The organism is Pelagibius marinus (assembly GCF_014925385.1).
Classification (GTDB): Bacteria; Pseudomonadota; Alphaproteobacteria; order Kiloniellales; family Kiloniellaceae; genus Pelagibius; species Pelagibius marinus.
The window spans coordinates 60182-84736 of sequence record NZ_JACSDK010000001.1; the positions used below are offsets into that span (position 1 = coordinate 60182).

The following is a 24555-nucleotide window of genomic DNA, read 5'->3' on the forward strand; positions in this document are numbered from 1 at the left end:
CCTTTTGCGGCCCCATGGCCCGTCACCTTGGCCCCCACATTGACCGTTGGGGAGGGCGGTGCTACCCATGGCCGCCGCGTCCCGGCCCCGGCGCAGCAGCGATGCGTGCCCCTGAAGACGGCCCGGGAAGATCAGAAAAGGCAGCAATGAGCAGCGACAACTCCAGCTTGACCGGCAGCGGCCCGCAAGCCCGTGTGGTGCCGGGCCCGGGCGCCGGGACCACTGACACGGCCCTGGGAACGCCCCAGGATTCGGCCCGGGAAGCGGCGGAAAGGCTGCCCGAGATGGCCGTCTCGGTGACCGGACTGACCAAGACCTACAAGGCCAGCGGCAAGTCCCCGGCCAAGAAGGCGCTGAGCGCCGTCGACCTGGACATCCCGCGCGGCTCCCTCTTCGGCCTGCTGGGCCCCAACGGCGCCGGCAAGTCCACGCTGATCAACATCCTGGCCGGGCTGGTGAACAAGACCGCGGGCAGCGCCAGCATCTGGGGCTACGACATCGACGCCAACCCGCGCCAGGCGCGCGCGGCCATCGGCGTGGTGCCGCAGGAGCTGAACATCGACCCCTTCTTCACGCCGCGCGAGCTGCTGGAACTGCAGGCCGGGCTCTACGGCGTGCCGCCGGCCGAGCGCATGAGCGACCGGATCCTCGCCGCCATGGGCCTGGCCGACAAGGCGGAAGCCTATGCCCGCACGCTTTCCGGCGGCATGCGCCGCCGCCTCATGGTGGCCAAGGCCATGGTGCATCAGCCGCCGGTGCTGGTGCTCGACGAGCCCACCGCCGGCGTCGACATCGAGCTGCGCCAGCAGCTCTGGGCCAACGTGCGCGAACTGAACCGCGCCGGCACCACGGTGCTGCTGACCACGCACTACCTGGAAGAGGCCGAGGAGCTCTGTGACCGCATCGCCATCATCAACCACGGCAAGGTGATCGCCTGCGACGACACCGAGAGCCTGCTGGCGCGCGTCGACAACAAGGCCCTGACGCTGATCTTCGACCGCGAACTGGAGAGCGTGCCAGACTGCCTGACCGCCTTCAATCCGGAGCAGACCGGGCGGCGGCGCCTGCAGTTCCATTACCACGCCAGCGAAAGCCCGGTGCCGCAGATTCTGGACGCGGTCTGCGCGGCCGGGCTCTCGGTGATCGACATGTCGACCGAGGAAGCCGATCTGGAGGACATCTTCCTGCAGCTCACCCGCGGCGCGCACGACACGCCGCCCGAAGGCTCCGCCGGCAGCGACGATGCGGCTGCCTGAGGGATTACGCCTCGCCAGGCCCCGCTTGGCCAACTTAAACCTGGCCGCGCGGCTGCCGGCCCTGCTGCTGATCCCCTTGCTGATCCCCTTGCTGATCCTGGGCGCCTGCGCGCCGCGCGTGGCGCCGCCGGGCCCGGGCCTGGCCGCCACCGGCCTCACCGCGCCCGCCTTCACCGAAGAAAACTTCATCACCGCCGACGGCACGGAACTGCCGCTGCGCCACTGGGCGCCGCGGGAAGGGGAGGCGGCCGCGCGCGGCGTGGTCCTGGCGCTGCACGGCTTCAACGACTACAGCCACGCCTTTGCGGAGTCCGGCCCGGCGCTGGCCGCCCAGGGCCTGCTCGTCTACGCCTACGACCAGCGCGGCTTCGGCGAGGCGCCGCACCGCGGGCTCTGGGCCGGGGTCGAGGTGCTGACCGGCGACCTTGCCGAGGCCGCCGCGCTGCTGCGCCGCCGCCATCCCGGGCTACCGCTCTACCTGCTGGGCGAGTCGATGGGCGGAGCCGTGATCCTGGCCGCCCTGGGCGGACCCGACGCGCGCCCCGAGGTCAGCCAAGCCGACGGCGTCATCCTGGCCGCCCCGGCGGTCTGGGCACGCTCGACCATGCCGTTCCACCAGCGCGCCGCCCTGTGGCTCGGCGCGCGGCTGTTTCCCTGGGCCAAGTTCACCGGCCGGGGCCTGGGCATCCAGGCCTCCGACAACATCGAGATGCTGCGCGCCCTGGGCCGCGACCCGCTGTTCATCAAGGAGACCCGGACCGATGCGATCTACGGCCTCGTCAACCTGATGGACGCCGCCCTGGCCGCCGCGCCCGAGGTGAAGACCCCCACCCTGCTGCTCTACGGCGAGAAGGACGAGGTGGTGCCGGCCGAGCCGGTGTTCGCCTTCTGGCGCCACCTGCCGCCCGAGGCCGAGACCCGGACCCCGGGGCGCCGGCGCTTCGCCCTCTATCCCGAGGGTTGGCACATGCTGCTGCGCGACCTGCAGGCCCAGGTGGTGATCGACGATATTGCCGCCTGGACCGGCGACAGGGCGGCGCCGCTGCCTTCCGGCGCCGAGGAAACCGCGGCCGCCGCCCTGAAGGGCGCGGCAGAAGGCGGGGCAGAGGACGGCGAAAAGGCCGGGGATGGGGCCGAGGGCGATGCCGCCGCCGCGGCCTGCGAGGCCGCCGCCTGCTGAAATCGTCGGATTTCCGGGCCCCGCAAAGCCCTTTGCGCCCCTCGGGTTCTTGCAGTATTGTCCCGGCGTTTCTTGGGGCCGTTCCATCAGGGACCGCCCGGCCCCGCTCACGGGGACCCGTAGCTCAGCTGGATAGAGCGCTGCCCTCCGAAGGCAGAGGTCACAGGTTCGAATCCTGTCGGGTCCGCCAGACCCCCTGAAACTCCGAACCGCTAGCCCCTACAACGCTGCGCGCATGACCGCGATGAGGTCGTCGGCGAAGTTCGCGGTGGTGAACTCGGTGAGCGCCTTCCGGCGGCCGGCCTCGGCGATGGCCTGGGCATCGTCGAGACGCTCGCGGAAATAGGGCTGCAGGCCGGAGGGATCGCAGTCGTCCATGAAGAGGATCTCCTTGCCCTCGCCGAAGCGTTCGGCCAGGTAGCTGTTCTTGTCGGAGATCACGCAGGCGCCCAGCAACATGGCGTTGCTCACCCGCTCCGTCACGACGGTGGTGTAGGTCGGCGTCACGTTGATGGCGAACTTGGCGGCGAGGAAGAGCCGGCGGGCGCGCGCGGCCTCGACGGCGCCGACCAGCTCGATGTTGGGGCGCTGTTCCAGCCCCGGAATCATGGAGCGGCGTGTCGGATTCCAGGTGACGACGATGCGCAACGCCGGGTCCAGTCGCGCCAGCCCGGCGACGGTGTTCAGGCGGCGGTCGAGGCGAATGCGCAGGTCGAGGCAGGACAGCACCAGCATCACCGAGAGGTCGACCTTGGACATCGGGTGACTGAGCCTCGGCGGCTCGCCGAAGTGGCGCGTGCAGGAGTCCAGGAACAGCGTCAGCATGGAGCCGTCGCGCAGGGTCAGCCCGGTCTCGTAGACCTCGTCGATCACCTTGACCATGGGGCTCCCGGTTCTGACGTATTGCGCCCGCAGCTGCTCCACCGTGGGCGTCGTCTGGTTGAAGCCGCAGGACATGAAGACGTCGAGCGGCCTCTCGGCCAGGAGACGGATTTCCTCCGCCGCCGGCGGGACCTCGGTCACCACCGCCGCGACGGTGTGGAAATGACTGAGGCGCGGATTGACGAAGCGGGCCTCGGCCTCGAACTCCGGCGTCGGCGCGACGAAATGCGCGGTCTGCGAGGCTCCCTCGATGCGCGGCCACATGAAGCGGGAGAAGGGATGGTCCTGCAGCATCGCGAAGACCGGCCGGTCCAGCACCTCGAAGAGGTTGCGGCGTGCGGGACCGCCGGCCTCGGAGTAGGTCAGGGAGAGGTCGTAGAAGCGATGCCCCAGGTAGAGGGCGGTGTGGGGCTCGGCCACGCAGGTCATGATCTGGCGCTGGAAATCGGCGCTGCCGCCGTCCAGGATCACGTGTTCCAGCCCGCGCGCCTCGATGGCCGCGCCCAGCAGTTCGACCGCGTTGCGCATGACATTGTGATTGAAGGTGCCGTCCGGCAGGACGCTGACCACCCGCTGCAGGTCGGACATTGCTAAGGCTTCCCCAGTGGACAGGAAGGGCGCCCGGCCGTCAGACGGCGGAAAACCGCGCACCCCCCGATATGTCGCGGCACCGCATGGGGCGTTTTCCGGGCGACTTTGTCAACAACCCACAGGGCGGCTTTCGGCGATCCCTGGAATCCCGCGCCGGCGGTCTGCGAAAAACTCCTGGCCCGCCCGCGGCCAGGGGCCGCTAGACTGTGCGGGACGAACCGATTCGCCCTTGCCCGGCCGGAAGACACGACCCGAAAGCCCAGACCGATGACGCCCCCCACCGCCCCTGATGCTTCCCGAAGCGCCCCGCGCAAGGTGGTGCTGTTCGGCGCCGGTGACTTCGCCAGCCTGGTCTGGTTCTGCCTGACCCACGACAGCCCGCACGAAGTGGTGGGCTTCACCGTCGACGGCGCGGCCTTGAAGAGCGGGCGCCTGCACGGCCTGCCGGTGGTGCCCTTCGAGAACCTGGAGCAGCACTTCGCGCCGCAGGACCACGACCTGCTGCTCGCCGTCGGCCCGCACCAGGTGAACGGGCTGCGCGCAGATCGCTACGAGGCGGCAAGGGCCCGGGGCTACGGCTTCGCCAGCTACGTCGCCAGCGGCGCGCGCAGCTGGCCGGACCTGTCGCTCGGCCCCGGCAGCCTGGTCTTCGAGAACGCGGTGATCGAGCCCTTTGCGGAGATCGGCGCCAACTGCGTCATCCGCGCCGGGGCGCAGATCTCGCATCATGCCCGCATCAGCGACCATGCTTTCCTGGCCCCCGGCGTGACCCTGGCCGGGGGGTGCCGGATCGGCACGCGGAGTTTCCTGGGGGTGAGGGCGACGCTGCGCGACGGCATCACCGTGGCCGACCGCTGTATCGTCGCCGCCGGCGCCCTGGTGGCCCGCTCGACCGAGCCCGGCGGCCTCTACGTCGGCGTGCCGGCGCGGCGCAGCGGCGACGCCGAAGGCGTGAAGATCTTCTCCTAGAGCGTCCCCGCCGCGTCCGGGCGGGCGCGGACAAGTTGCTCCGACCGTTTTAGATAGATCAACTTATCCTCGACCAGGTGTTTCCCTCTGACAGAGGATTGACCTAGATCACCGCTTCCATCACCGAGACGATTTCGTCGGCCAGGCGGGGAATGGAGAAGTCCGCCAGGACCCTTTCCCGCCCGCGCGCGGCGATGGCCTGCGCCGCGTCCTGCTGTGTCATCAGGAAATCGTTGAGCGGACGCGCGTCGAAGCCCTTCATGAAGAGAATTTCGTGACCCTCGGTGAAAACGCCGGCGGTATGGGCCGACTTGTCGGAAATGACACAGCAGCCATGCGCCATGGCGTTGCGCACCCGCTCGCTGACCAGTGAGACGTAAGTGGGATTGACGTTGACGACGAACTTGGAAGACAGGTAGAGGCGCTGCGCTTCGCCGGCATCGACCTTGCCGAGGTATTCGATGTTCGGGCAGTCCTGCAGCTCGGCGATGTCACCGCGCTGATGTTCCATCATCGTAACCGCGATGCGCAGGCGGCGGTCCAGGCCGGCCAAACTTGCTAGCGCACTGAACCTGCGGTCGCACCTGATCTTCACATCGGTGGCGGAGAGCACCAGCAGCGCCTGCATGTCCCGCTCGGTCAGCGGCGTGGAAACCGAGAACGACTTCCCGGTGTGCCGCTCGCAGGCCTCCAGAAAGATGTCCAGCAGAGGCCGGTCACGCTCCATCAAGCCGCGCTCGTAGAGCTCATCGATGAGGCCCACGACAGGGCTGCCCCGATCCTTGTACTGCTGCCGGATATCTTCCATGGAGGGCACGGCGCCGTTGAAGCTGCAGGGCATGAAGACGTCGATGGGCCGCTCCTCGAAGGGCCGGATGTCCTTCGGGTCCGGCAGCGGGACCGTCAGCGACGGCGTGACGGGGTGGAAGTTGGTCAGCCGTGCGTTGAGGAACTTGGCTTCACGCTCGAACTCCGGCGTCGGCGTAAAGAAATGCGTCGTCGGCGAGGCGTCGTCGAGGCGCGCCCACATAAAGCGGCTGAAGGGATGGTCGGCCAGACGGGCGAAGACCGGCCGGTCAAGCGCCTCGAAGAGGTTGGCGCGCTCGTCGCTATGGATCTCGGAATGGACGAGGCCCATGTCGTAGAAGCGATGGCCCGCGTAGACGGCCGTGGCCGGGTCGGCGGCGAGCTTCAGAAGGTTGCGCCGGAAGTCGGGCGCACCGCTGTCGAGCGCCACATGCTCCAGGCCGCGAGCCTCGATCGCCGCGCCGAGCTCGGCGACGAAGATCGGCAGGAGGTTGTGGTTGAAGTCCCCCTTCGGCACCAAGGTGACGACGCGCTGCAGTCTCGACATGACGTTCTCGCTGCCGCGGGTCAGCCGGCGGGCTGCGCCACGGCGTGGTGCAGCGCCCCGGCGATTTCCGCCATCGCCGCCGGCGACAGCTCCGGATGGTAGGGCAAGGCCAGCGTGCGCCGGGCCAGGTCCTCGGTGACCGGCAATGGCTGGCGCGGTTCGTCCGCATAGACCGGCTGGGCATGGCAGCCGCCGCCCCACCACTGCCGTGCTTCGATGCCGCCGCGGTGCAGCTGCGCGATCACCTGCTGCGCGCGGGGATGCGCCAGCAGCAGGTTGCAGGTCGAGCTGACGGCGCTGCGCCGAAAGGGCGGCGCCAGCTCGAACCCTCCGGGGCCTGCCGCAAGAGCCTGGCGGAAATTCTCGCCCAGCCGCAGGAAGGCGCGGCGGGTCTGCGGCCAGGCATCGAGCGCGGCGAGGCCGACCGCGGCGCCGTACTCGCTGAGTTTGGCGTTGCTGCCGCGCCAGGCGGCGGCATGGTGCTGGTCGAAGCCGAAGTTGGAACGCCGCCGGATCGCTTCACCCTGGGCGGCGGTCTCGCTGATCACGAAGCCGCCCTCGCCGATACCCAGCGGCTTGGTCGCGTGCAGGCTGACCACCGCGGGGGCCGAAGCCGGCGTCACCGTGTCGAAGGCCGCGGCGGCGTCGGTGATCACCGGCAGGTCGTGACGGCGGCGGAAGGCGGCCCAGGCGGAGGCGTCGACCTGGTCCCCGAAGGCGGCCACGGTCAGCACGGCGCCGACCGCTCCCGGCGCCGCCGGCAGCGCGGCCTCGACGATTTCCGGCGTCAGCTGCCAGGTCTGTGAATCGACGTCCAGGAACCAGGGGACCAGTCCGGCCTGGCGCACCGCCGCGGCCGTGGCGACGAAGGTCCAGCTCGGCAAAGCGCAGAGGCTGCCCTGCGGCAGTTCGTAGGAGTCCAGAACCAGAATCAGCCCGAGAGTACAGTTGGCCACAGCGGTCACCCGCTCCGCCTCCAGGCCGTAGTGCGCAGCCAGGCGCGCTTCGAAGCGCCGCGAAAGGGGACCGAAGTTCGTGTACCAGCGGTTCCGGTCAATCTCCTCGAGATAGGGCAGCAGAGCCGCGGCGCTCGGCAGGCGCGGAGAATAGGTTCGATGGATGAAACCGGGCGCGGACTGCGACGCCATGGCGGCTCCTTCAAGGCTGACCGGCGTCCTGGAGAAAGGACGAGGCAGGGTTTAGCACAAGATTACCTTAGGTTCCCGTAAAGAAGGCCCCGCCGCGCCAAGAGGGCAGCCCCTGCCGCTTCATTATTCCTGCGCGAGCAATAAAGACTTTCCCATTCTCCGGCTTCTGTGGGCCGGAGAAACTCTCTAGGGGTTGGGCGGCGCGCGAGACCCGGCTCCACCTGCCGACACCAAGGAGACTTGACCGATGCCCGAAACCGAAAGCGCCGGATCGCCGGCAACGCCCCCCGTGACCAGGGGCGCCCACCATGTCGGCCTGACCGTGCCGGACCTGGCCCAGGCCCGCACCTTCTTCCTCGACGTCCTGGGCTTCGCCCAGGTCGGCGAGAAACCGGACTACCCGGCGGTCTTCGTCTCCGACGGCGTCCTCATGATCACCCTCTGGCAGGCGGCGGACCCGCAAGGCGCCGTGCCCTTCGACCGCAAGAACGTCATCGGCCTGCACCACCTGGCTCTGCAGGTCGAAAACGGCGCGGCCCTGGAGGCCCTGCACGACAAGCTGGCCGCGACCCAGGGCGTAGCCGTCGAGTTCGCGCCGGAGCCCCTGGGCGGCAGCGCCATCCGCCACATGATGTGCACCATTCCCGGCGGCATCCGCGTCGAGTTCATCGCCCCCTAAGGCGGAAAGGGCGGGCCTGTCCGCCAGCGTGTTTTTGCGCTCTCTCGCGCCAATCTCTGATTGAAAATCGCCGCCGCCTGGGCAATCCTTCCTCCGAATTCGGGTTTTCGCCGCGGCTTTCGCTTTGGCCGCTTTCGGGGTGGGGCAGCTATGCACATCGTCCTGGCGGTCCTGGGGATCGCCGCCGGTATCGGAATCTGGCTGTGGCGCGCCCATATGGCCGCGCGGGCGGCGGGCGAGCTGATGGAAACCGCCGACGATATCCGCGCCGCCCTGCGCCGCTTCGGCTACCGCCGCAAGGCCAACGTCAGTCCCCTGGACGGCATCGACGATGCGCGCCTGGCCGCCGCCGGCATCCTGGCCGCCTTCGCCAACATGGAAGGCGGCATCGGCCGCGCCGAGATCGAGGCGATTTGCGAGGAGTGCCGCCGCGCCTTCAAGACCGACAGCGCCGAGGCCGCGCAGATCGGCGCCTACGGACGCTGGCTGGTGCAGCAGTCGGCCAACATGGACGAAGCCGTGCGTCGCCTCGCCCGCAACCTGGAAGGCAAGCTGGACGAGGCCGAGAAGGGTCAGCTCCTGGAGATGATCGAGCGCGTCGCCTCCATCGACGACGGCGCGCTGACCGACGGGCAGCGCTATACGCTGGCCCAACTCGCCCGCCAGCTGAGCTGACCGCCCGGGCGGCGCGGTCTAAGCCGTGCGCTCCTTCGCCTCCACCAGGATCCAGTCGCGGAAGGCCTTGGCCTGCGGGCTGAGCGGCTGGTCGCTGGGGATCAGCAGGTAGAAGGATTGCTCGGAGCGCAGCAGCGCCTCGATCGGCCGCACCAGCTGGCCGCGCGCCAGGAAGTCCTCCGCCAGGCGCCCGCCGCCCAGGGCGATGCCCTGGCCGTCCAGCACCGCCTGGGTCAGCACCAGGTAGTTGTCGAACTCCAGGCTCGGCCCGCGCGCCGGCGCGGTGACGCCCATGGCCGCCAGCCAAGCCTCCCAGCTCACCCAGTTGCGGTCGTACTCCACCAGGTGCAGCAGGGTTTCCTCCAGCAGGTCGGTAACCGACTGCAGCGGGCGGCGGCGCGCCATGTAGCTGGGCGCGCAGACCGGAAAGACGTGGTTGTCGAGCAGGTGCAGGGTCTCCACCCCGCCCCAGTTGCCGCGCCCATAGCGCACCGCCAGGTCGATGCCGGAAGCGGTGAGATCGCGCACCGGCGCCGAGGCGACGAGGCGCAGCTGCACCTCCGGATGGGCGGCGCGGAACTTCGCCACCCGTGACATGAGCCAGTAGTTGGCGAAGGTGACGCTGGTGGAGACCGTCAGCTCCCCCGCGCGGCGCACCCGGCGCAGGTCGGCGGCGGTGGTGGCGATGTGGCCCAGGCCCATGGTGACCGCCTCGTGCAGGCGCTGACCCGGCGCGGTCAGCCGCAGGCCGCGGGCCTGGCGCTCGAAGAGCTGGACCCCGAGGTTGTCTTCCAGCAGGTGGACCTGCCGGCTGACCGCCGCCTGGGTCACCCTGAGTTCGGCCGCCGCCCGGGTGAAGTTGAGATGCCGCGCCGCCGCCTCGAAGGTCACCAGGGAGTTCGCCGGCGGCAGCTTGCCTCTGAGTTTTACCATTACAAAACCTTATGCCTTGATGAGAATTGGTGCAATTCCCGAGGCCCCGTCTTTTACGGTCTAATAACCCTCGCTACAGGCAGTCGAGCGCGAATCAACTGGACTTTCCGGCGATCCAGGGCGGTCCGCCGGACAGACCGCCGCGGGACCGCAAGCCCCAAGAAAAAGCTATATGACGTCGTCGAAACAGCCAGTCGAGGAGGAGGAGAGATGAAAGTCTGCATCTACGGCGCCGGCGCCATCGGCGGCTATCTCGGCGCGCAGCTGGCCCAGGCCCCCGGCGTCCAGGTCTCCCTCGTCGCCCGTGGCGCCCACCTGGCGGCGCTGCGCGAGAACGGCCTGAAGCTGCTGATCGAGGGCCAGGAGAAGCTGGTCCGCATCGCCGCCACCGACGATCCGGCCCGGCTGGGCCCGCAGGACTACGTCATCGTGGCGCTGAAGGCGCACCAGGCCTGGGAAGCGGCCGAGCACATGGCGCCCCTGCTGGGCCCCGACACGGCGGTGGTGACCTGTCAGAACGGCGTGCCCTGGTGGTACTTCCACGCCCTGGGCGGCGACTACGCCGAGCGCCGCCTGGCCAGCCTCGACCCCGACGACCGCCAGTGGCGCCTGGTCGGCCCGCGCCGCGCCATCGGCTGCGTGGTCTATCCAGCGACAGAGATCGTGGCGCCCGGCGTCGTCAAGCACATCTACGGCGACAAGTTCGCCCTGGGGGAGCCCGACGGCAGCCTCTCCCAGCGCTGCCTGGCGCTCAGCGAGGCCCTGGAGACCGGCGGCCTGAAGGCGCCGGTGCTGGAGAACATCCGCGACGAGATCTGGCTGAAGCTGTGGGGCAACCTCTGCTTCAACCCGATCAGCGCGCTGACCCGCGCCACCCTGGACGTGGTCGCCAGCGACCCCGGGACCCGCGCCCTGGCCAGGGCCATGATGGCCGAGGCCGAGGCCATCGCCCGGGCGCTGGGGGCCGACTTCCGCGTCGACGTGGAACGGCGTATCAACGGCGCGGCGCGCGTCGGCGCGCATCGCACCTCCATGCTGCAGGACCTGGAGCGCGGCCGGCCGCTGGAGATCGACGCCCTCTTGACCGCGGTGCAGGAGATGGGCCGCCTGACCGGCGCCGCGACCCCCTACATCGACTCCGTCCTCGCCCTGGTGCAGCAGCTCGGCCGCAGCCAGGGTCTCTATCCCGTGTTTCCCGAGCAACCCGCCGCTGCCGCGGCCTGAGTCCTGCCGGTCTGACCAGCGGCAGGAAGGGCAGCACCAAGCGCAGCGACTGGCTGCACTTTCCGACCTCACTCCGGCCGGTACCGCGTCAGCGGTGCCGGCCTTTTCTTTCCGGCTTGCACCGGCAAAGGAGGTTCACTCCTTCAGGGCGGTCAGTCTTTCTGAGTCTGGGGCTCGAGACGCAGGCGCAGGGAGGCGAAGCGCAGGTCCTGGGCGCGCAGGTCCTCCGGCACCGCGGCGAGCAGTGCCGCCGCGTCGTCGTGCCGGTTCAGCTCCAGGTGCGCTTCGATGCGGGCGACGATGAGATCGGTCAGATGGCTGCGGTGCCGGGCGTCTTCCAGCCACGGCAAGGCCTCGTCAAGCAGGTTCAGGATGGCGACGTAGTCACCGTTGCTGCGCAGCGCGGTGATGGCGAAGTGAGCGCTGCGTCCGGCGGTGTTCACATAGACCTGCGCCGGGCCGGCGCCGTGCTGGTCGAAGAGCTGCCGGCAGACCTGATAGCAGGCCAGCGCCAAAATCAGACTGGTTTCGGAATCGCGGCTGCCGACGCAATCGGCGGTCACCTGGTCCAGCGCCACCACGGCAATGCTGGGTTCATCGGAGCCGGCCAGCTGCAGCGCGACGTCGCGGGTCATGGTCGCGGGCAGAGCGGCCAGGACGGCCTGCCGGTCCCGCGGGGTTCCCACCGTGAAGGCCTGAACGATCGCGCTGGTGTCTAGCCCCATGCACTGCCCCCTGTCCAGGATGCCCTCGCACAACGGCGACCCAAGAGCGCCGCCCCGAAGGCACCTCCCGAAGGCCCCCTACAGCTTCATCACGGGGCTCGCTGCACCAAGTATGAGAAGTGCCCGCGCCGAGGGTCAATCGCCCCAAGGGGGTAGCCCGAAGGGGCGCAGCCGGCAGCCGCTGCCGGTGCACAGGGTGGGAAATCCCGGGGTCAGGCGGGGATCAGTGCGGGTTCAATCGGCTTCCTGGCGGCTTTTCGCCTCCTCTTCCGCTTCGCTCAAGGCCGGCATATGCGCGCGCATGAAATAGATCTGGGAGACGACGAAGACGAAGGTGAGCGCGAGAATGCCGAAGACCTTGAAAGTGACCCAGAGGTCCGTCGACTGGGTGCGCCAGACGATTTCGTTCAAGGCGGCCATGGCGACGAAGAAGAGGGCGAAGCGGAAAGAGAGCTTGTGCCAGCCTTCGTCGTCCAGCGGCCAGGCCGTGCCGAGCAGCGGTTTCAGCAGCGGCCGCTTGAACAGCAACCCGCCGAACAGCACCACCGCGAAGAAAAGCTGCACGATGGTCGGCTTCATCTTGAAGAAGCTCTCGTCCTGCAGCCACAGCGTCAGGCCGCCGAACACGCCGATGACGACCGCCGTCACCAGGGGCATCGGCGGTATCCGGCGCTCGATCGCCAGCGCCAGCCCCAGGGCCACGGCGGTCGTCACCATGATGGCCACCGTCGCGGCCATCAGGCCGTTCAGCCAGTAGACCGCGAAGAAGGCCGCCAGGGGGCCGTAGTCCACCAGCGGGCGCAGCCAGGACGGGCCGGTCTTCGACCCTGCTTCCTTCCCGGTCTCCGACCCGAGTTCCGGCGGGGATGACGCCATTGCGAGAAACCTCCGATACGCGACGTTTGCTTCAAGGCGAATATAGGGACCCGGCGCGGTGAATGCACCCCGCCCGGCGCACCCAACCCTGCCGTTTGTTCCTGCCGGCGCAATCAACGTGAAGCCGCGGGGCCGGCTGACGGCCCCCGCCGCAAAGCCGCCGTGGGCCTGCCGAATATGGCGGATTTGTGCGAAGTTTTAGGAAGCCCTTAAGAGCTTCTTAAAAGCTGCTGTGACAATCTCTGGATCAACCAGTGACAGATGGCAGGGAGCAAGGCCCATGTTCCAGCAGACCGCAACGCCGGAAGAAATCAACCAGGCCGCCGTTCACGTTCCCGCCGCCTTGTCCGCCGCGCCCGACAAGAAGGGCGCCCCGCGCGATCCCTTCATCGACCACTACTTCAAACGCATCGACCCGCGCCTCGCCGAGACCTTCACGCCGGAACAGCGCGAAGCGATCAAGACCATGTTCGGCGCCCGCGGCATGGCGCAACACGCGGTGGAGATCCGCCGCTCCCTGCCGATCGGCCGGCGCCGCTACTATCTGGTGCTGCTGCTGGGCCGCGAGCGCCGCACCTTCGGCCGCCTCAACAGAGAGGGGGCGATCTCCGGCTCCTTCAACCTGCTGGGCTACGCCATCACCGCCGCGCTGTGGACTCTGCCCGCGGCCGGCGCCGCGCTGCTGCTGCAGGCCATTCTCTGAAGCAACTTTCCCTGATGCCTTTGGCATGAGGGCGTCAGTATGAGCTCCGCCCCCGAATGACAGCCGGCGGGCGCCGGGCTATGCTCGGGCCATGCCCGTCCCACCGAACAGCCACCTGGCCATGATGAAGGCCGATCCGGCGGTCGATCCGGCCGGCGAGCTGACCCGCGCCAACGCCGCCGGCCTGATCGCCCGAGGCCTGACCCGCAGCTTCGCCGCCCACGGCCTGGTGAGCCTGCCGGAGTTCACCCTGCGCTCGGGCCGCCGCGCCGATCTCTTCTGCCTTGACGCCAAGAGCCGTATCACCATCGTCGAGATCAAGTCGAGCGTGGAGGACTTCCGTACCGACCAGAAATGGCCGGACTACCTGGACTACTGCGACTACTTCTACTTCGCGGTGCCGGAGAGCTTCCCCCGGGAACTGATCCCCGAGGACCAGGGGCTGATGGTGGCCGACGGCTACGGCGCCACGGTGATCCGCGAGTCCGCCGACTTCACCCTCAACGCCGCGCGGCGCCGCGCCCTGGTGCTGCAGTTCGCGCAGCTCGCGGCCCAGCGCCTGCAGGGCCTGATCGACCCGGACGCCCTGCCCGGCGCGCTCGAAAGTTTCTGAGAGAAAGCGTCAGAGCAAGAACGCCGGTGACGCAGCGGCGGTCAGCTGCCGCCCAGGCGCGCGATCGTGGCCGTGGTGGAGTGGCCCGGCGCCAGCTCGGCCAGCACGACCTTCCCGCCATAGGCCTGCACGATGTCCGCGCCCACCACCTGATCGACGCTGTAGTCGGCGCCCTTGACCAGCACGTCGGGCTTCAGCGCCTCGATCAGCGCCAGCGGCGTGTCCTCGCCGAAGATCACCACGCGGCTGACACTGGCCAGCGAGGCCAGCACCGCAGCCCGCGCGGCCTCGCCCTGCACCGGGCGCGCCTCCCCCTTCAGCCGGCGCACCGAGGCGTCGCTGTTGAGGCCGACAATGAGGCGGTCGCAGGCGGCGCGCGCCTGCTCCAGCAGCGAGACGTGGCCCGGATGCAGCAGGTCGAAGCAGCCGTTGGTGAAGCCGATCTTCAGACCCGCCTTGCGCCACTGCGCGACCTGTTCGCCGAGGCTGTCGAGGTCGACCACCTTGGCCTCGGCAGCCAGCAGGTCGGAGGCGTGGAGCGCACGCAGTATCTCGCCCGGCCGCGCCACGGCGGTGCCGAGCTTGCCGACCACGATGGCCGCCGCCACGTTGGCGAGCTGCGCCGCGGTCACCGGGTCCAGGCCCGCGCCCAGGGCGGCGGCGAAAGCGGCGACCACGGTGTCGCCGGCGCCGGAGACGTCATAGACCTCCCGCGCCTCCGCGTTCAGGTGACTGACATCCTGACCGCCCGCGCCGGAAACCAGCGTCATGCCCTGTTCGCTGCGCGTGGCCAGCACCGCGCCGATGCCGCTGTCGATGATGACCTTGCGCGCCGCGGCCGCCACCGCGTCGTCGTCGCCGGTGGGAAGACCGCTGGCCTCGGCCAGCTCGCGGCGGTTGGGCGTCACCCAGGCGGCGCCGCGGTAGCGGGCGAAGTCGCGGCCCTTGGGATCGACGATGACCGGGCAGCCGCGCTCGGCCGCCGCCGTCACCACGGCGGCGATCAGCGCCTCATCGAGCAGGCCCTTGCCGTAATCGGAGAGAATAACGGCGGAGGCCTTGGCCAGCGCCGCCAGGGCCGCGGCCTTCACGCGGGCCTGCGTATCGCTGTCCAGGTCGCCCTCCGGTTCCCGGTCGACCCGCAGCAACTGCTGGCCGGCGGCGATGAAGCGGTCCTTCATGGTGGTGCGCCGCGCCGGCGCGCGCAGCAGCTCGATCTCGCCCGTCACCGGTTCCAGACAGGTCCGCGCCAGTGCCTCGACCTCGGCGCCGGCCGCATCCTCGCCGACCACGGCGATGCAGTGCGGCCGCGCGCCCAGCGCCGCCAGGTTGCGCAGCACGTTGCCGGCGCCGCCCAGCATGGCGCTTTCCTGGGTGATGCGCAGCACCGGGATCGGCGCCTCGGGCGAGATCCGCTCCACGCCGCCGTAGAGGAAGCGGTCCAGCATGATGTCGCCCAGCACCAGCACGGGCACGCCGGCGAGCTGCTCCAGCGCGGCGGCCAGATCCGGGCGCTCCGGAACCGGGAAAGGCGCTTCGCCGCTGTCCGCTCTCTTGTCCATGCCTGCCTGCCGCATTCCGCCGGTTTGAGGGCTCTTGGTTGAACGAATACCGGGATGGTCGCCTATTCGGCACTTCCCGGCACCCGCCCCTGGCCGTTGCCCTACTGGATCATGCGAAAGCAGGCAAGTGAAACCGCGCCGTCTGTCCGTTTCGTCTAGAAATGATGACGCCGGGGCAGGGTGCAAACAGAGAGTTAACCAAATCGAAAGCGTGAAGTCCCTATGCTCTCAAGGGGTTCAACAACGTGAACCGCACCTCGGGAGCCGTTTTCGAAGATGACGTCAGGATCTAGCCAGCAACCGCGCTTGCAGGAACAAGCCCTGCTGAACCACATCAGGCGCCTGGAGCGGTCCCGCGGCGATACCTTCGCCGTCCAGATCCATCTCTCCAAGCTGATCACCTTCCTGCGGCTGCCCGAGTGCCTGGACGTCGTGCGCACCATGATGGCCCGCGAGGCCAAGAAGGTCGACGCCAGCCTCTTCGCCCTGTTCAACAACGACCTCTTCGTCGTCTACAACCGCGATTCGCTGACCAAGATGGACGAGGCGCTGGCGCGGGTCTGCCAGATCCTGGGCAACGATCCCTTCTTCGCCGAGGAGGCCGAGGCGCAGCAGGCGTTCTGCACCTACTTCAACCTGGACACCCAGTTCGAGGACGTGGTCGAGCAGGTCAAGGACCTGGTGCAGCAACATGCCGATCAGCAGATTCTGGCGCGCACCCAGCGGCGCGACGACAGCGCCAGCAAGCCGCTGGACCCCAACAACCTAGCCGCCATCCAGAAGGCCATCGCCCAGGCCGATCTCTCCACCATGACCAGCCGCCAGGCGATCTGCGATGTCGGCGACAGCGGCCGGCCGCAGCCGCTGTTCTACGAGCTCTTTACCTCCATCGGCGCGCTGCAGCAGGCGCTGCTGCCGGACCAGAACCTGTATTCCGACCGCTGGCTGTTCCAGTACCTGACGACCAAGCTGGACGAGCGCATGCTTGCCTGGCTGATCAAGAACGACGACTCGACGCTGAAGCGTTCCTTCAGCCTGAACATCAACATCGCCAGCGTGCTGTCGCCGCGCTTCCTGGAGTTCGACGCGCTGCTCGACAAGGAGCGGCGCAACACCATCGTCATCGAGCTGCAGAAGATCGACGTCTTCGCCGACATCGCGCGCTTCCTCTTCGCCAAGGAGTTTCTGCTCGACCGCGGCTACCGCATCTGCCTGGACGGCCTGACGACGCTGTCGCTGCCCTTCGTCGACCGCCGCATGCTGGGCTTCGAGCTGGTGAAGCTGCACTGGACGCCGCAGCTGCGCCAGCAGCTGGAGGGCAAGGACGGCGGGCGCCTGCGCGAGGCCATCGAAGCCACCAACCCGCGCCGCATCATCATGATGCGCTGCGAGACCGACGACGCCATCGAGCTGGGCCACGAGCTCGGCATCTCGCTGTTCCAGGGCTATTTCCTGGATCACCTGCTGAAAGAAAAGATCAGCCGCGAGGAAGCGGCCGAGCGCCTGGGCGCCGCCATGACGCGACAGCGCCGCACCGCCGGCCAGCCGCAGACCGCGACCGGCGCCTAGACATTCTTCCCGAACTTGAGGCCAAAAGCCGCGCGACTCAGTTGCGTGGCGCGTACTTGGCCAGAATGCGCTGCAGCGTGCGCCGGTGCATGCGCAGTCGCCGGGCCGTCTCCGAGACGTTGCGGTCGCACTGCTCGTAGACCCGCTGGATGTGTTCCCAGCGCACCCGGTCGGCGGACATGGGATTGCAGGGCGGCGGCGGCAGCGCCTCGCCCCGTTCCAGCAGCGCCGCTTCCACCTGGTCGGCGTCGGCGGGCTTGGGCAGGTAGTCGGTCGCCCCGACCTTCACCGCCGCCACCGCCGTGGCGATGTTGCCGTAGCCGGTCAGCACGATGATGCGCGCATCCTCGCGCGCCTCGCGCAGGCTCTGCACCACCTCCAGACCGGAGCCGTCCTCCAGGCGCAGGTCGACCACCGCGTAGCTGGGCGCAAGGCGGCGCGCCAGGGCCAAACCGTCGGCGACGCTGTAGGCGGTCTGCACCGTGAAGCCGCGTCGCTCCATGGCCCGCGCCAGCCGGTCGCAGAAGCGCTGGTCGTCATCGACGATCAGCAATTCGCGCGGCGCACCCTCGGGCAGGGACGATTCCCTGTCCTGGGGATCGTCCCCATCCCGGGACTCTTCCCTGTCTTGGGTCTCCCCCTGCGGGTCCGAGTGACCTGTCATACCGCCTTCCTCACTTGCCTTTCCAGAAAGCCCTGGAGCACCTGGACCGATCCTCTATCAGGCGGACGCCTTTGATAGAGGATAAATTGGTCCATCTCAAAAGGTCAGGGCACCTCATCCGCCCGGACGCGGATAGGTTGCCCTAGGCCTTCCTGCGTTCACCGGCCAAGAGGCCGCCGTCCATCGTTTCCAATGCCGGCCGGCCCGGCGCCTGGACCACTTCCAGGCTGCCGCGCGGCCAGCGGATCTCCACCACGGCGCCGCCGGCGACGTCGTTCGAGAACTCAAGCGTCGCCCCATGATGGGCCAGCAGCGTGCGGGCGATGAAGACACCGAGGCCCATGTGCTGCTCCTCGCCGCGCCGCCGCGCGCGGGCGCCCGTCGAATAGTAGGGCTCGCCGAGACGGCTGAGAACCGTGACGTCGAAACCCGGCCCATCGTCGGCGATGCGCAGCATCACCGACTCCTCGTCCCAGGTCAGCTCCACCAGCACGCGGTGCCGGGCGAATTGCACCGCGTTCTGGATCAGCGTGCCGACGCCGTGCAGCACCTCGGCGTTGCGCGTCACCGTGGGCTGCGGCGCGCTGCTGTCGACCGCCGGCGCGGCGGTGATCTCCAGCTCCACGCCGTCGCGCCTGTGCGGCGCCGCGGCCGCCTCGACCAGCGCCACCATGGGTAGCTGGTGATAGGGCGAGCCGTCGTCGCCGGCGGGGCGTTCGGCCAGGCCGGCGAGGATGGAGCGGCAGCGCAGCGATTCCGCGTGCAGCAGCTCCACGTCCTCGCGCAGCGGCGAATCCGCCGGCAGTTCGCGCTGCAGTTCGCGGGCCACCACCGCGATGGTGCCCAGCGGCGTGCCGAGTTCGTGCGCCGCGGCCGCGGCCAGGCCGCCCAGAGCCGAAAGCTGCTGTTCGCGCGCCAGGGCCAGCTGCGAGGCCGCCAGCGCCTGCGACATGCGCTGGCTCTCCTGGGCCACGGAGGAGACATAGGAAGCGATGAAGACCACGGCAACGACCAGTGCCGCCCACACGCCGGCGATATAGGTCGGCGACAGGAGGATGCCCGGCGCGGACCAGGGCAGGGGCAGGTACCAGACGCCCAGGAAGGAAACCAGGCAGACCGCCATGGCCGAAAGAATCAGCGTGCTGCGCCGCGACAGCGCCCAGCCGGAGATCACCACCGGCGCCAGGATCAGAATCGAGAAGGGGTTCTGCAGTCCGCCGGTAAGGCACAGCAGCGCCGCCAGCAGCACCAGGTCGAAGCAGAGGTTCCAGAAGGCCTCGCGGTCGCTGGCCCAGGTCGCCGTGGGGCGGGCGAGGCTGATCACCACGTTGAGGGCGCCCGAGACGGCGATCACCGCCATGGCGGGAATGAAGGGAATCTCATAGCCGAGACCGAAGTAGACCACGGCCAGGCTGGTCGCCTGTCCGAGCAGGGCGATCCAGCGGATCAGCACCAGGGTCCTGAGCCGCAGGCGGCCCTGCTGGGTCGCAGCGATCCCCGTTGTCCACCCCGGATCTAGGCTGTGGGTTTCGGCCATGACCCAGAGTTTCGCCGTCGGCGGGGAAATGGCAAGACCCCAGCCAGATCGGTCTTAAAATACTGTAATATCTACTCGTTTTCGCTAGGACCGGAGACCCCGGCGTCGGCGAAGGTGGCCATGCCGTTATGGCAGGCCACCGCCGCCTTCAAGAGCAGCACGGCGACCATGGCGCCCGAGGCCTCGCCCAGGCGCATGTCGAGGTCGACCAGCGGGCGCTTGCCGATGCGCGCCAGCAGCCGCTTGTGGCCCGGCTCGGCGGACATATGGGAGACTTGGCAGTGGTCGAGCGCCTCGGGATCGAGGGCATAGAGCACCGCCGCCGCCGCGGTGCAGGCGTAGCCGTCCAGCATTACCGGGGTGCGGGCCATGCGGGCGGCCAGGATGGCCCCGGCAATGGCCGCCAGTTCGCGTCCGCCCAGGCGGCACAGCACCTGCAGGGGGTCGTCCAGGGCATCGCGGTGCAGGATCACCGCCTTTTCCACCAGGGCCGCCTTTTCGGCACGGCGCACGTCGTCGATGCCGGTGCCCGCGCCGACCCAGTCCGCCGCCTCGCCGCCGAAGAGACCATGGCACAGCGCGGCGGCCGCGGTGGTGTTGCCGATGCCCATCTCGCCCAGCGCCAGCACGTCGATGCCGCTTTCCACCGCCATCATGCCGTAGGCCATGGCCCGCGCGCAGTCTTCCTCGGACATGGCGGGCCCTTCGGAAAGGTCGCCGGTCGGCTCCTCCAGCGCCATCTCGTAGACGCGCAGGTCGGCGTTGGCGAGGCTGCAGAGCTGGTTCACCGCGGCGCCGCCCTCGATGAAGTTCTGCACCATCTGGGCGGTGACCTCCGGTGGGTAGGCGGAGACGCCCTTGGCGGCAACGCCGTGGTTGCCCGCGAAGACCGCGGTATAGGGACGATCGACCGAGGGGGGATTGCGGCCCTGCCAGGTCGCCAGCCAGACCGCCAGGTCCTCCAGACGGCCGAGCGAGCCGGCCGGCTTGGTCAGCTGCGCCTGGCGCTCGCGCGCGATCTCGCCGGCTTCCGCGTCGGCTGCCGGCAGAACCTTCAGCAGTTCGCGGATTTCCTCAAGGCTCGCTATGTCCTCGGCAGCCGCCATGTGAAATAACCTCCTGAACTGCCGCCCCCGGGGCCCTGCATCGGGAACCTTGGGCCGGGGCGGCGTGATGACTTATAACCGGCTGATACAAGAAGGCAAACCAGAGGTCGGTGCGTTCTTCGGGACACGACCCTCAACAGCGGCTAAGCGACGTAAGATGCATTTCCCTTCCCTTTCCGGTTTCTGGTCGCCGCGCCGCTGGGGCGCCGATCTGCTGGAGGCCGCACGGCTGCTGACCCGGCTGCCCCTGCCGCGCCCGACCCAGCCGGGAGCGCGCGCGAGCCATTCCAGCCGCTGCTACCCGCTGGTCGGGGTCGGGGTGGGCCTTGTCGCCGGCCTGGGTTTCGCCGCGGCGGACTGGCTGGCGCTGCCGCCCTTCGCCGCAGCCCTGGCCGCGCTGACGCTTTCCATCCTGGTGACCGGCGCCTTGCACGAGGACGGCCTGGCCGATGTCGCCGACGGCTTCGGCGGCGGGCGCGACCGGGCGCGCAAGCTGGCCATCATGCGTGACAGCCGCATCGGCAGCTATGGCGTGCTGGCGCTGATCCTGGTGCTGGCGGCGCGCGGCGGCAGCCTGATCGCGATCGCCGAGAGCCCCGCCGGATCCTGCGCCGCCGCCGCGGCCCTGGTCGCCGCCCACAGCCTGTCGCGCGCCGGCCTAGCGCCGATCATGTGGGCCCTGCCGCAGGCCCGCAGCGACGGTCTGGCCGCGGCCACCGGGCGGCCCGGCGGCGCCGACGCCCTGGCCGCCGCCGTGATCGGCGCGGTCATCGCCCTGCTGCTGCTCGACCTTGCCGTCACCCTGGTGGCGGTCCTGGCCGTCGCCGTGCTACAGGGCGGGCTGGCGCTGCAGGCAAGGCGCCAGATCGGCGGCGTCACCGGCGACGTGCTGGGCGCCGCCCAGCAACTGGGCGAGGCGGCGGTGCTGCTGGTCGCCTGTGCAAGTCTTTCAGGAGGAAGTTGATGACAATGACGCGCTGGTGGTGGGTCCGCCACGCCCCGGTGACCAGCCATGCCGGAACCGTCTACGGCAACCAGGACGTGCCCTGCGACTGCAGCGACGAGGCGGTGTTCCGCGGCCTGGCCGCGCAGCTGCCCGATGACGCCGTCTGGGTCGTGACGCCGCTCGGCCGCACCCGCGCCACTGCCGAGGCCATCGCCCGCCACCACGGCGCCGTGCCGGGCGCCTTCGAGGTCGAGGCGCGCCTGGCCGAGCAGGACTTCGGCGACTGGCAGGGCCTGACCCACGACGAACTGGCCGCCCAGCGCAGCGGCGCCTGGCACCGCTTCTGGCTGGCGCCCGCCGAGGAGGTGCCGCCGGGCGGCGAGAGCTTCGCCGCCGTCAGCGCCCGCGTGGCCCAGGCCATCGCGGCCTTGACCCGACGCCATGCGGGGCGCGATATCGTCTGTGTCAGCCACGGCGGGCCGATTCGCGCGGCCCTGGGCCATGCCCTCGGCGTCACCCCGGAGCAGGCGCTGGCCTTCTCGGTCGACAACTGCGCGCTGACGCGGCTCGACCACTTCGCCGCGCCGGCGGCGCCGGGGCCGGATCCGGCGGGGGGAGATCTGGGCGGTTCGTGGCGTATTGCCCTGGTGAACGCCCGCGCCCATCTTGCGGCTTAGACGCGATCCCGCGCCGGGAATAACAGCCTGTGCCAGGGAGTCTTAGTTGGAATCACCGCCGTCCGAGAGACATGACAGCAAGCGAAAGCTTCAGGAAGGTTCACCGATGATTGCTTCAGCGACCGCCCGCACCGCGCCAAGGTTTCTCGCTCTGCTCAGCGCCGCCCTGCTGGCGGTGCTGCCCGCCGGTGCCGGGACCGCCCGGGCCGAGAGCGAGTCGGAAGCCCTGGTCACCGAGGCCCGCCTGACCGTCGACAGCCTGATGGCCGACAAGGATTTCTTCGAGCTGCAGAAGTTCATCAGCGACGCCAAGGGCATCTACATCGTGCCGCAGCTGGTGAAGGGCAGCTTTATCCTGGGCGCGGAGGGCGGCACCGGCGTGTTCCTGGCGCGCGGGACCGACGGCAGCTGGTCGCCGCCGGCCTTCTACACCCTGGGCGCCGGTTCCATCGGCTTTCAGATCGGCGGCGAGGTGAAGGAAGTCGTCTTCGTGATCATGAACGACAAGACGGTGGACGCCATGCTGTCGAGCGAGTTCAAGCTGGGCGCCGACGCCTCCCTCACCCTCGGTCCGGTGGGCCGCGGCGTCGAAGCTTCCCGCGGCACCGATTTCTCCTCCGACATCTACGCCTTTTCAAAGTCGGTGGGACTCTTCGCCGGCGGCGCCCTGGAGGGCGCCAAGATCTTCGAGCGCACGTCCCTGAACCAGGAGTACTATGCCGTGGGCGCGACGCCGAAGAACATCGTCATCGAGCGCAAGTTCACCAATACCCAGGCCGACGACCTGCGCGAGCTGCTGCCCTAGAACCGGGTATCGGGCCGCGACAGGGAGCCGCATTGCCCCGGCCGCCTCGCCGGCCTATGTGAGTGCCATGCCTGCCATCCCTGCCGCCGCGCGCTTCGGAGTTTGCTGAGGTCCCATGTCGACGAAAACCCGCGTTATCCTCATCGCCGTGCTGGGCCTGGTGCTGGCCGGCGGCGGTTTTACCCTCTGGCGCGCCGTGCAGCCCGGCGGCATCGTCAGCCAGCAGGGAGAATCCACCGGCAAGGCGCTGATCGGCGGCGCCTTCACGCTGACCGACCAGAGCGGCGCGCGCCGCAGCGAGGCGGACCTGATGGGCCGCTACAGCCTGATCTACTTCGGCTACACCTACTGCCCGGACGTCTGCCCGACCTCGCTCAGCACCATGACCCAGGGCCTCGACATCCTGGCCGAGAGCGACGCGGCCAAAGCGGCGGCGGTGCAGCCGGTCTTCATCACCATCGATCCCGAGCGCGACAGCGTGGAGGTCATGGCCGGCTACGCCGAACACTTCCACCCGCGCCTCCTGGCCCTGACCGGTACGGTCGAAGAGGTCGCCGGGGCCGCCAAGGCCTACCGCATCTACTACCAGAAGGTGGAGGAGCAAGGATCCAGCGACTACCTGATGGACCACTCCTCCATCCTCTATCTCATGGGGCCCGACGGCAGCTACCTGACGCACTTCACCCACGCCAGCACCGCCGAGGACGTCGCCAAGGGCCTGGCCGAGCAGGTCGACCCGGCGCTGGTGGCGGGGAGCTAGTTCCTAGAGGTCGGCGATCCGCCGGCCGCTTTCCGGATCGAAGAAGTGCAGTTCGCCGGGATCGGCGGCCAGCCCCAGGCTCTGCCCCTCGCTGAGTTGCGCGTTGCCGCCCAGACGCAGGGTCAGGGTCGCGTCCTCGTCGCCCAGGGCACGCCCGCCCAGCGTGCCGTGGGCCAGGGTGTCGGCGCCCAGCGTTTCCACCAGCTGTACCTGCATGGCGAAGGTCGCCTCGCCGTCACCGACCGGACGCAGATGCTCCGGGCGCACGCCCAGTATGACGCGGCGGTCCGCCAGGCTGGAAAGCCCGCCGGCGGGCAGGCGGATGTGACTGCCGCCGGCCAGCGCCGCCGCGGCGCCCGCGCCGGGGGTCTTCGCCGGCGGGAAGATAATGGCCGGCGGGCCGGTGAAGCCGGCGGCGGAGAGGCTGGCCGGGCGCTCGTAGACCGCCATGGGCGAGTCGATCTGCTCGGCGTTGCCGGCGTTCATCACGATCAGGCGGTCGGCCATGGTCATGGCCTCCACCTGGTCATGGGTCACGTAGACCGAGGTGGTGCCGAGGCGGCGCTGCAGGCGCTTTATCTCCAGGCGCATCTGCACGCGCAGCTTGGCGTCGAGGTTGGACAGCGGCTCGTCGAAGAGGAAGGCCGCCGGCTGGCGCACGATGGCGCGACCCATGGCGACGCGCTGGCGCTGGCCGCCGGAAAGCTGGCGCGGCTTGCGCTGCAGCAGTTCCTGCAGTTCCAGGATGCCCGCCGCCTCGTTCACGCGGGCGGCGATCTCGGCCTTGGACTTGCCGGCGATCTTCAGGCCGTAGGCCATGTTATCGTAGACCGTCATGTGCGGGTAGAGCGCGTAGTTCTGGAACACCATGGCGATGTCGCGGTCCTTGGGCTCCAGCTTGTTGACCACGCGCTCGCCGATGGAAATCTCGCCCTCTGTGATGACCTCCAGCCCGGCGATCATGCGCAACAGCGTCGACTTGCCGCAGCCCGAGGGGCCAACGATGACGATGAACTCGCCGTCGGCGATGTCGACCGAGACACCGTGGATGACGGCGGTGCTGCCGTAGTTCTTCTTCACATTGCGCAGGGAAATCTCTGCCATGGGGTGCTTTCGTTCTT

24 protein-coding genes and 1 tRNA gene are annotated in these 24555 nt (G+C 69.2%); 14 read left to right on the forward strand and 11 right to left on the reverse strand.

The genetic code is table 11. The features are described from left to right. Window positions 1-284: 284 nt before the first annotated feature. From H7X47_RS00275 to H7X47_RS00285, 3 genes are all read left to right on the forward strand, one after another. Window positions 285-1256, forward strand: a complete 972-nt coding sequence (locus tag H7X47_RS00275) for an ABC transporter ATP-binding protein (RefSeq protein ID WP_322096452.1) — start codon at window positions 285-287, stop codon at window positions 1254-1256. 25 nt (window positions 1257-1281) lie between these two features. Beyond that, window positions 1282-2436, forward strand: a complete 1155-nt coding sequence (locus tag H7X47_RS00280) for an alpha/beta hydrolase (protein ID WP_227010096.1) — start codon at window positions 1282-1284, stop codon at window positions 2434-2436. Window positions 2437-2549: 113 nt separating this feature from the next. Further along, window positions 2550-2626, forward strand: a tRNA-Arg gene (locus H7X47_RS00285). Between the two features lie 29 nt (window positions 2627-2655). On the opposite strand, the gene H7X47_RS00290 is transcribed toward H7X47_RS00285, so the two are convergent. Further along, window positions 2656-3906 carry a glycosyltransferase family protein gene (locus H7X47_RS00290; protein WP_193366616.1) on the reverse strand — a complete coding sequence of 417 codons (1251 nt, stop codon included), beginning with the start codon at window positions 3904-3906 and terminating at the stop codon, window positions 2656-2658. 270 nt (window positions 3907-4176) lie between these two features. Here H7X47_RS00290 and H7X47_RS00295 point away from each other — a divergent pair, with 270 nt between their 5' ends. Further along, entirely contained in the window at window positions 4177-4878 is a 702-nt protein-coding gene (locus H7X47_RS00295) for an acetyltransferase (protein WP_193366617.1), read from the forward strand. A gap of 103 nt (window positions 4879-4981) precedes the next feature. Here the strand turns inward: H7X47_RS00295 and H7X47_RS00300 are convergent, their stop codons facing one another. Then, entirely contained in the window at window positions 4982-6232 is a 1251-nt protein-coding gene (locus H7X47_RS00300; protein ID WP_193366618.1) for a glycosyltransferase family protein, read from the reverse strand. Window positions 6233-6252: 20 nt separating this feature from the next. Further along, window positions 6253-7380, reverse strand: a complete 1128-nt coding sequence (locus tag H7X47_RS00305) for a DegT/DnrJ/EryC1/StrS family aminotransferase (RefSeq protein ID WP_193366619.1) — start codon at window positions 7378-7380, stop codon at window positions 6253-6255. A 247-nt stretch (window positions 7381-7627) separates the two neighbouring features. On the opposite strand from H7X47_RS00305, the gene H7X47_RS00310 reads away from it, so the two are divergent. Both H7X47_RS00310 and H7X47_RS00315 read left to right on the forward strand, forming a co-directional pair. After that, on the forward strand, window positions 7628-8059 hold the full coding sequence (locus tag H7X47_RS00310; RefSeq protein WP_193366620.1) for a VOC family protein: 432 nt from the start codon (window positions 7628-7630) through the stop codon (window positions 8057-8059). 150 nt (window positions 8060-8209) lie between these two features. Continuing rightward, window positions 8210-8734 (forward strand): TerB family tellurite resistance protein, encoded by a 525-nt coding sequence (locus tag H7X47_RS00315; RefSeq protein WP_193366621.1) that lies wholly within the window; start codon window positions 8210-8212, stop codon window positions 8732-8734. 18 nt (window positions 8735-8752) lie between these two features. On the opposite strand, the gene gcvA is transcribed toward H7X47_RS00315, so the two are convergent. Beyond that, window positions 8753-9667 carry a transcriptional regulator GcvA gene (gene gcvA, locus H7X47_RS00320; protein WP_193366622.1) on the reverse strand — a complete coding sequence of 305 codons (915 nt, stop codon included), beginning with the start codon at window positions 9665-9667 and terminating at the stop codon, window positions 8753-8755. 210 nt (window positions 9668-9877) lie between these two features. Between gcvA and H7X47_RS00325 the strand changes: the two genes are divergently transcribed. Then, the gene (locus H7X47_RS00325) at window positions 9878-10891 is read left to right on the forward strand and encodes a 2-dehydropantoate 2-reductase (RefSeq protein ID WP_193366623.1); all 1014 of its coding nucleotides are present in this window, start codon (window positions 9878-9880) and stop codon (window positions 10889-10891) included. Window positions 10892-11043: 152 nt separating this feature from the next. On the opposite strand, the gene H7X47_RS00330 is transcribed toward H7X47_RS00325, so the two are convergent. Further along, window positions 11044-11616: a hypothetical protein gene (locus H7X47_RS00330; protein ID WP_193366624.1), complete on the reverse strand. Its 573-nt coding sequence runs from the start codon at window positions 11614-11616 to the stop codon at window positions 11044-11046. Between the two features lie 234 nt (window positions 11617-11850). Beyond that, on the reverse strand, window positions 11851-12492 hold the full coding sequence (locus H7X47_RS00335; RefSeq protein ID WP_193366625.1) for a septation protein A: 642 nt from the start codon (window positions 12490-12492) through the stop codon (window positions 11851-11853). Window positions 12493-12772: 280 nt separating this feature from the next. On the opposite strand from H7X47_RS00335, the gene H7X47_RS00340 reads away from it, so the two are divergent. Together H7X47_RS00340 and H7X47_RS00345 are read left to right on the forward strand one after the other, a co-directional pair. Then, complete coding sequence (locus H7X47_RS00340) at window positions 12773-13195, forward strand: hypothetical protein (RefSeq protein WP_193366626.1); 423 nt, start codon at window positions 12773-12775, stop codon at window positions 13193-13195. A 91-nt stretch (window positions 13196-13286) separates the two neighbouring features. Then, window positions 13287-13808, forward strand: coding sequence for an MmcB family DNA repair protein (locus H7X47_RS00345; RefSeq protein WP_227010097.1), 522 nt, complete (start codon window positions 13287-13289; stop codon window positions 13806-13808). 41 nt (window positions 13809-13849) lie between these two features. Here the strand turns inward: H7X47_RS00345 and rfaE1 are convergent, their stop codons facing one another. After that, window positions 13850-15370, reverse strand: a complete 1521-nt coding sequence (gene rfaE1 / locus H7X47_RS00350) for a D-glycero-beta-D-manno-heptose-7-phosphate kinase (RefSeq protein ID WP_193366627.1) — start codon at window positions 15368-15370, stop codon at window positions 13850-13852. A gap of 276 nt (window positions 15371-15646) precedes the next feature. On the opposite strand from rfaE1, the gene H7X47_RS00355 reads away from it, so the two are divergent. Continuing rightward, entirely contained in the window at window positions 15647-16939 is a 1293-nt protein-coding gene (locus H7X47_RS00355) for an EAL domain-containing protein (RefSeq protein WP_193366628.1), read from the forward strand. Window positions 16940-16976: 37 nt separating this feature from the next. On the opposite strand, the gene H7X47_RS00360 is transcribed toward H7X47_RS00355, so the two are convergent. The 3 genes from H7X47_RS00360 to cobT form a co-directional block, all read right to left on the reverse strand. After that, on the reverse strand, window positions 16977-17603 hold the full coding sequence (locus H7X47_RS00360; RefSeq protein WP_193366629.1) for an ActR/PrrA/RegA family redox response regulator transcription factor: 627 nt from the start codon (window positions 17601-17603) through the stop codon (window positions 16977-16979). Window positions 17604-17745: 142 nt separating this feature from the next. Beyond that, a complete protein-coding gene (locus H7X47_RS00365) occupies window positions 17746-19140 on the reverse strand; it encodes an ActS/PrrB/RegB family redox-sensitive histidine kinase (protein ID WP_193366630.1) in 1395 nt (464 codons plus the stop codon). 71 nt (window positions 19141-19211) lie between these two features. Continuing rightward, on the reverse strand, window positions 19212-20246 hold the full coding sequence (gene cobT, locus H7X47_RS00370; RefSeq protein WP_193366631.1) for a nicotinate-nucleotide--dimethylbenzimidazole phosphoribosyltransferase: 1035 nt from the start codon (window positions 20244-20246) through the stop codon (window positions 19212-19214). A gap of 157 nt (window positions 20247-20403) precedes the next feature. On the opposite strand from cobT, the gene H7X47_RS00375 reads away from it, so the two are divergent. The 4 genes from H7X47_RS00375 to H7X47_RS00390 all read left to right on the forward strand — a co-directional run bounded on the left by H7X47_RS00375 (window position 20404) and on the right by H7X47_RS00390 (window position 23434). After that, the gene (locus H7X47_RS00375; RefSeq protein WP_193366632.1) at window positions 20404-21210 is read left to right on the forward strand and encodes an adenosylcobinamide-GDP ribazoletransferase; all 807 of its coding nucleotides are present in this window, start codon (window positions 20404-20406) and stop codon (window positions 21208-21210) included. Further along, the gene (locus tag H7X47_RS00380; protein WP_193366633.1) at window positions 21210-21869 is read left to right on the forward strand and encodes a histidine phosphatase family protein; all 660 of its coding nucleotides are present in this window, start codon (window positions 21210-21212) and stop codon (window positions 21867-21869) included. Before H7X47_RS00375 ends, H7X47_RS00380 begins: the two co-directional genes overlap by 1 nt. Window positions 21870-21975: 106 nt before the next feature. Next, window positions 21976-22674 carry a lipid-binding SYLF domain-containing protein gene (locus tag H7X47_RS00385; RefSeq protein WP_193366634.1) on the forward strand — a complete coding sequence of 233 codons (699 nt, stop codon included), beginning with the start codon at window positions 21976-21978 and terminating at the stop codon, window positions 22672-22674. Window positions 22675-22789: 115 nt separating this feature from the next. After that, window positions 22790-23434: an SCO family protein gene (locus tag H7X47_RS00390; RefSeq protein WP_193366635.1), complete on the forward strand. Its 645-nt coding sequence runs from the start codon at window positions 22790-22792 to the stop codon at window positions 23432-23434. A gap of 3 nt (window positions 23435-23437) precedes the next feature. On the opposite strand, the gene H7X47_RS00395 is transcribed toward H7X47_RS00390, so the two are convergent. Further along, entirely contained in the window at window positions 23438-24538 is a 1101-nt protein-coding gene (locus H7X47_RS00395; RefSeq protein ID WP_193366636.1) for a sn-glycerol-3-phosphate import ATP-binding protein UgpC, read from the reverse strand. Between the last annotated feature and the right edge of the window lie 17 nt (window positions 24539-24555).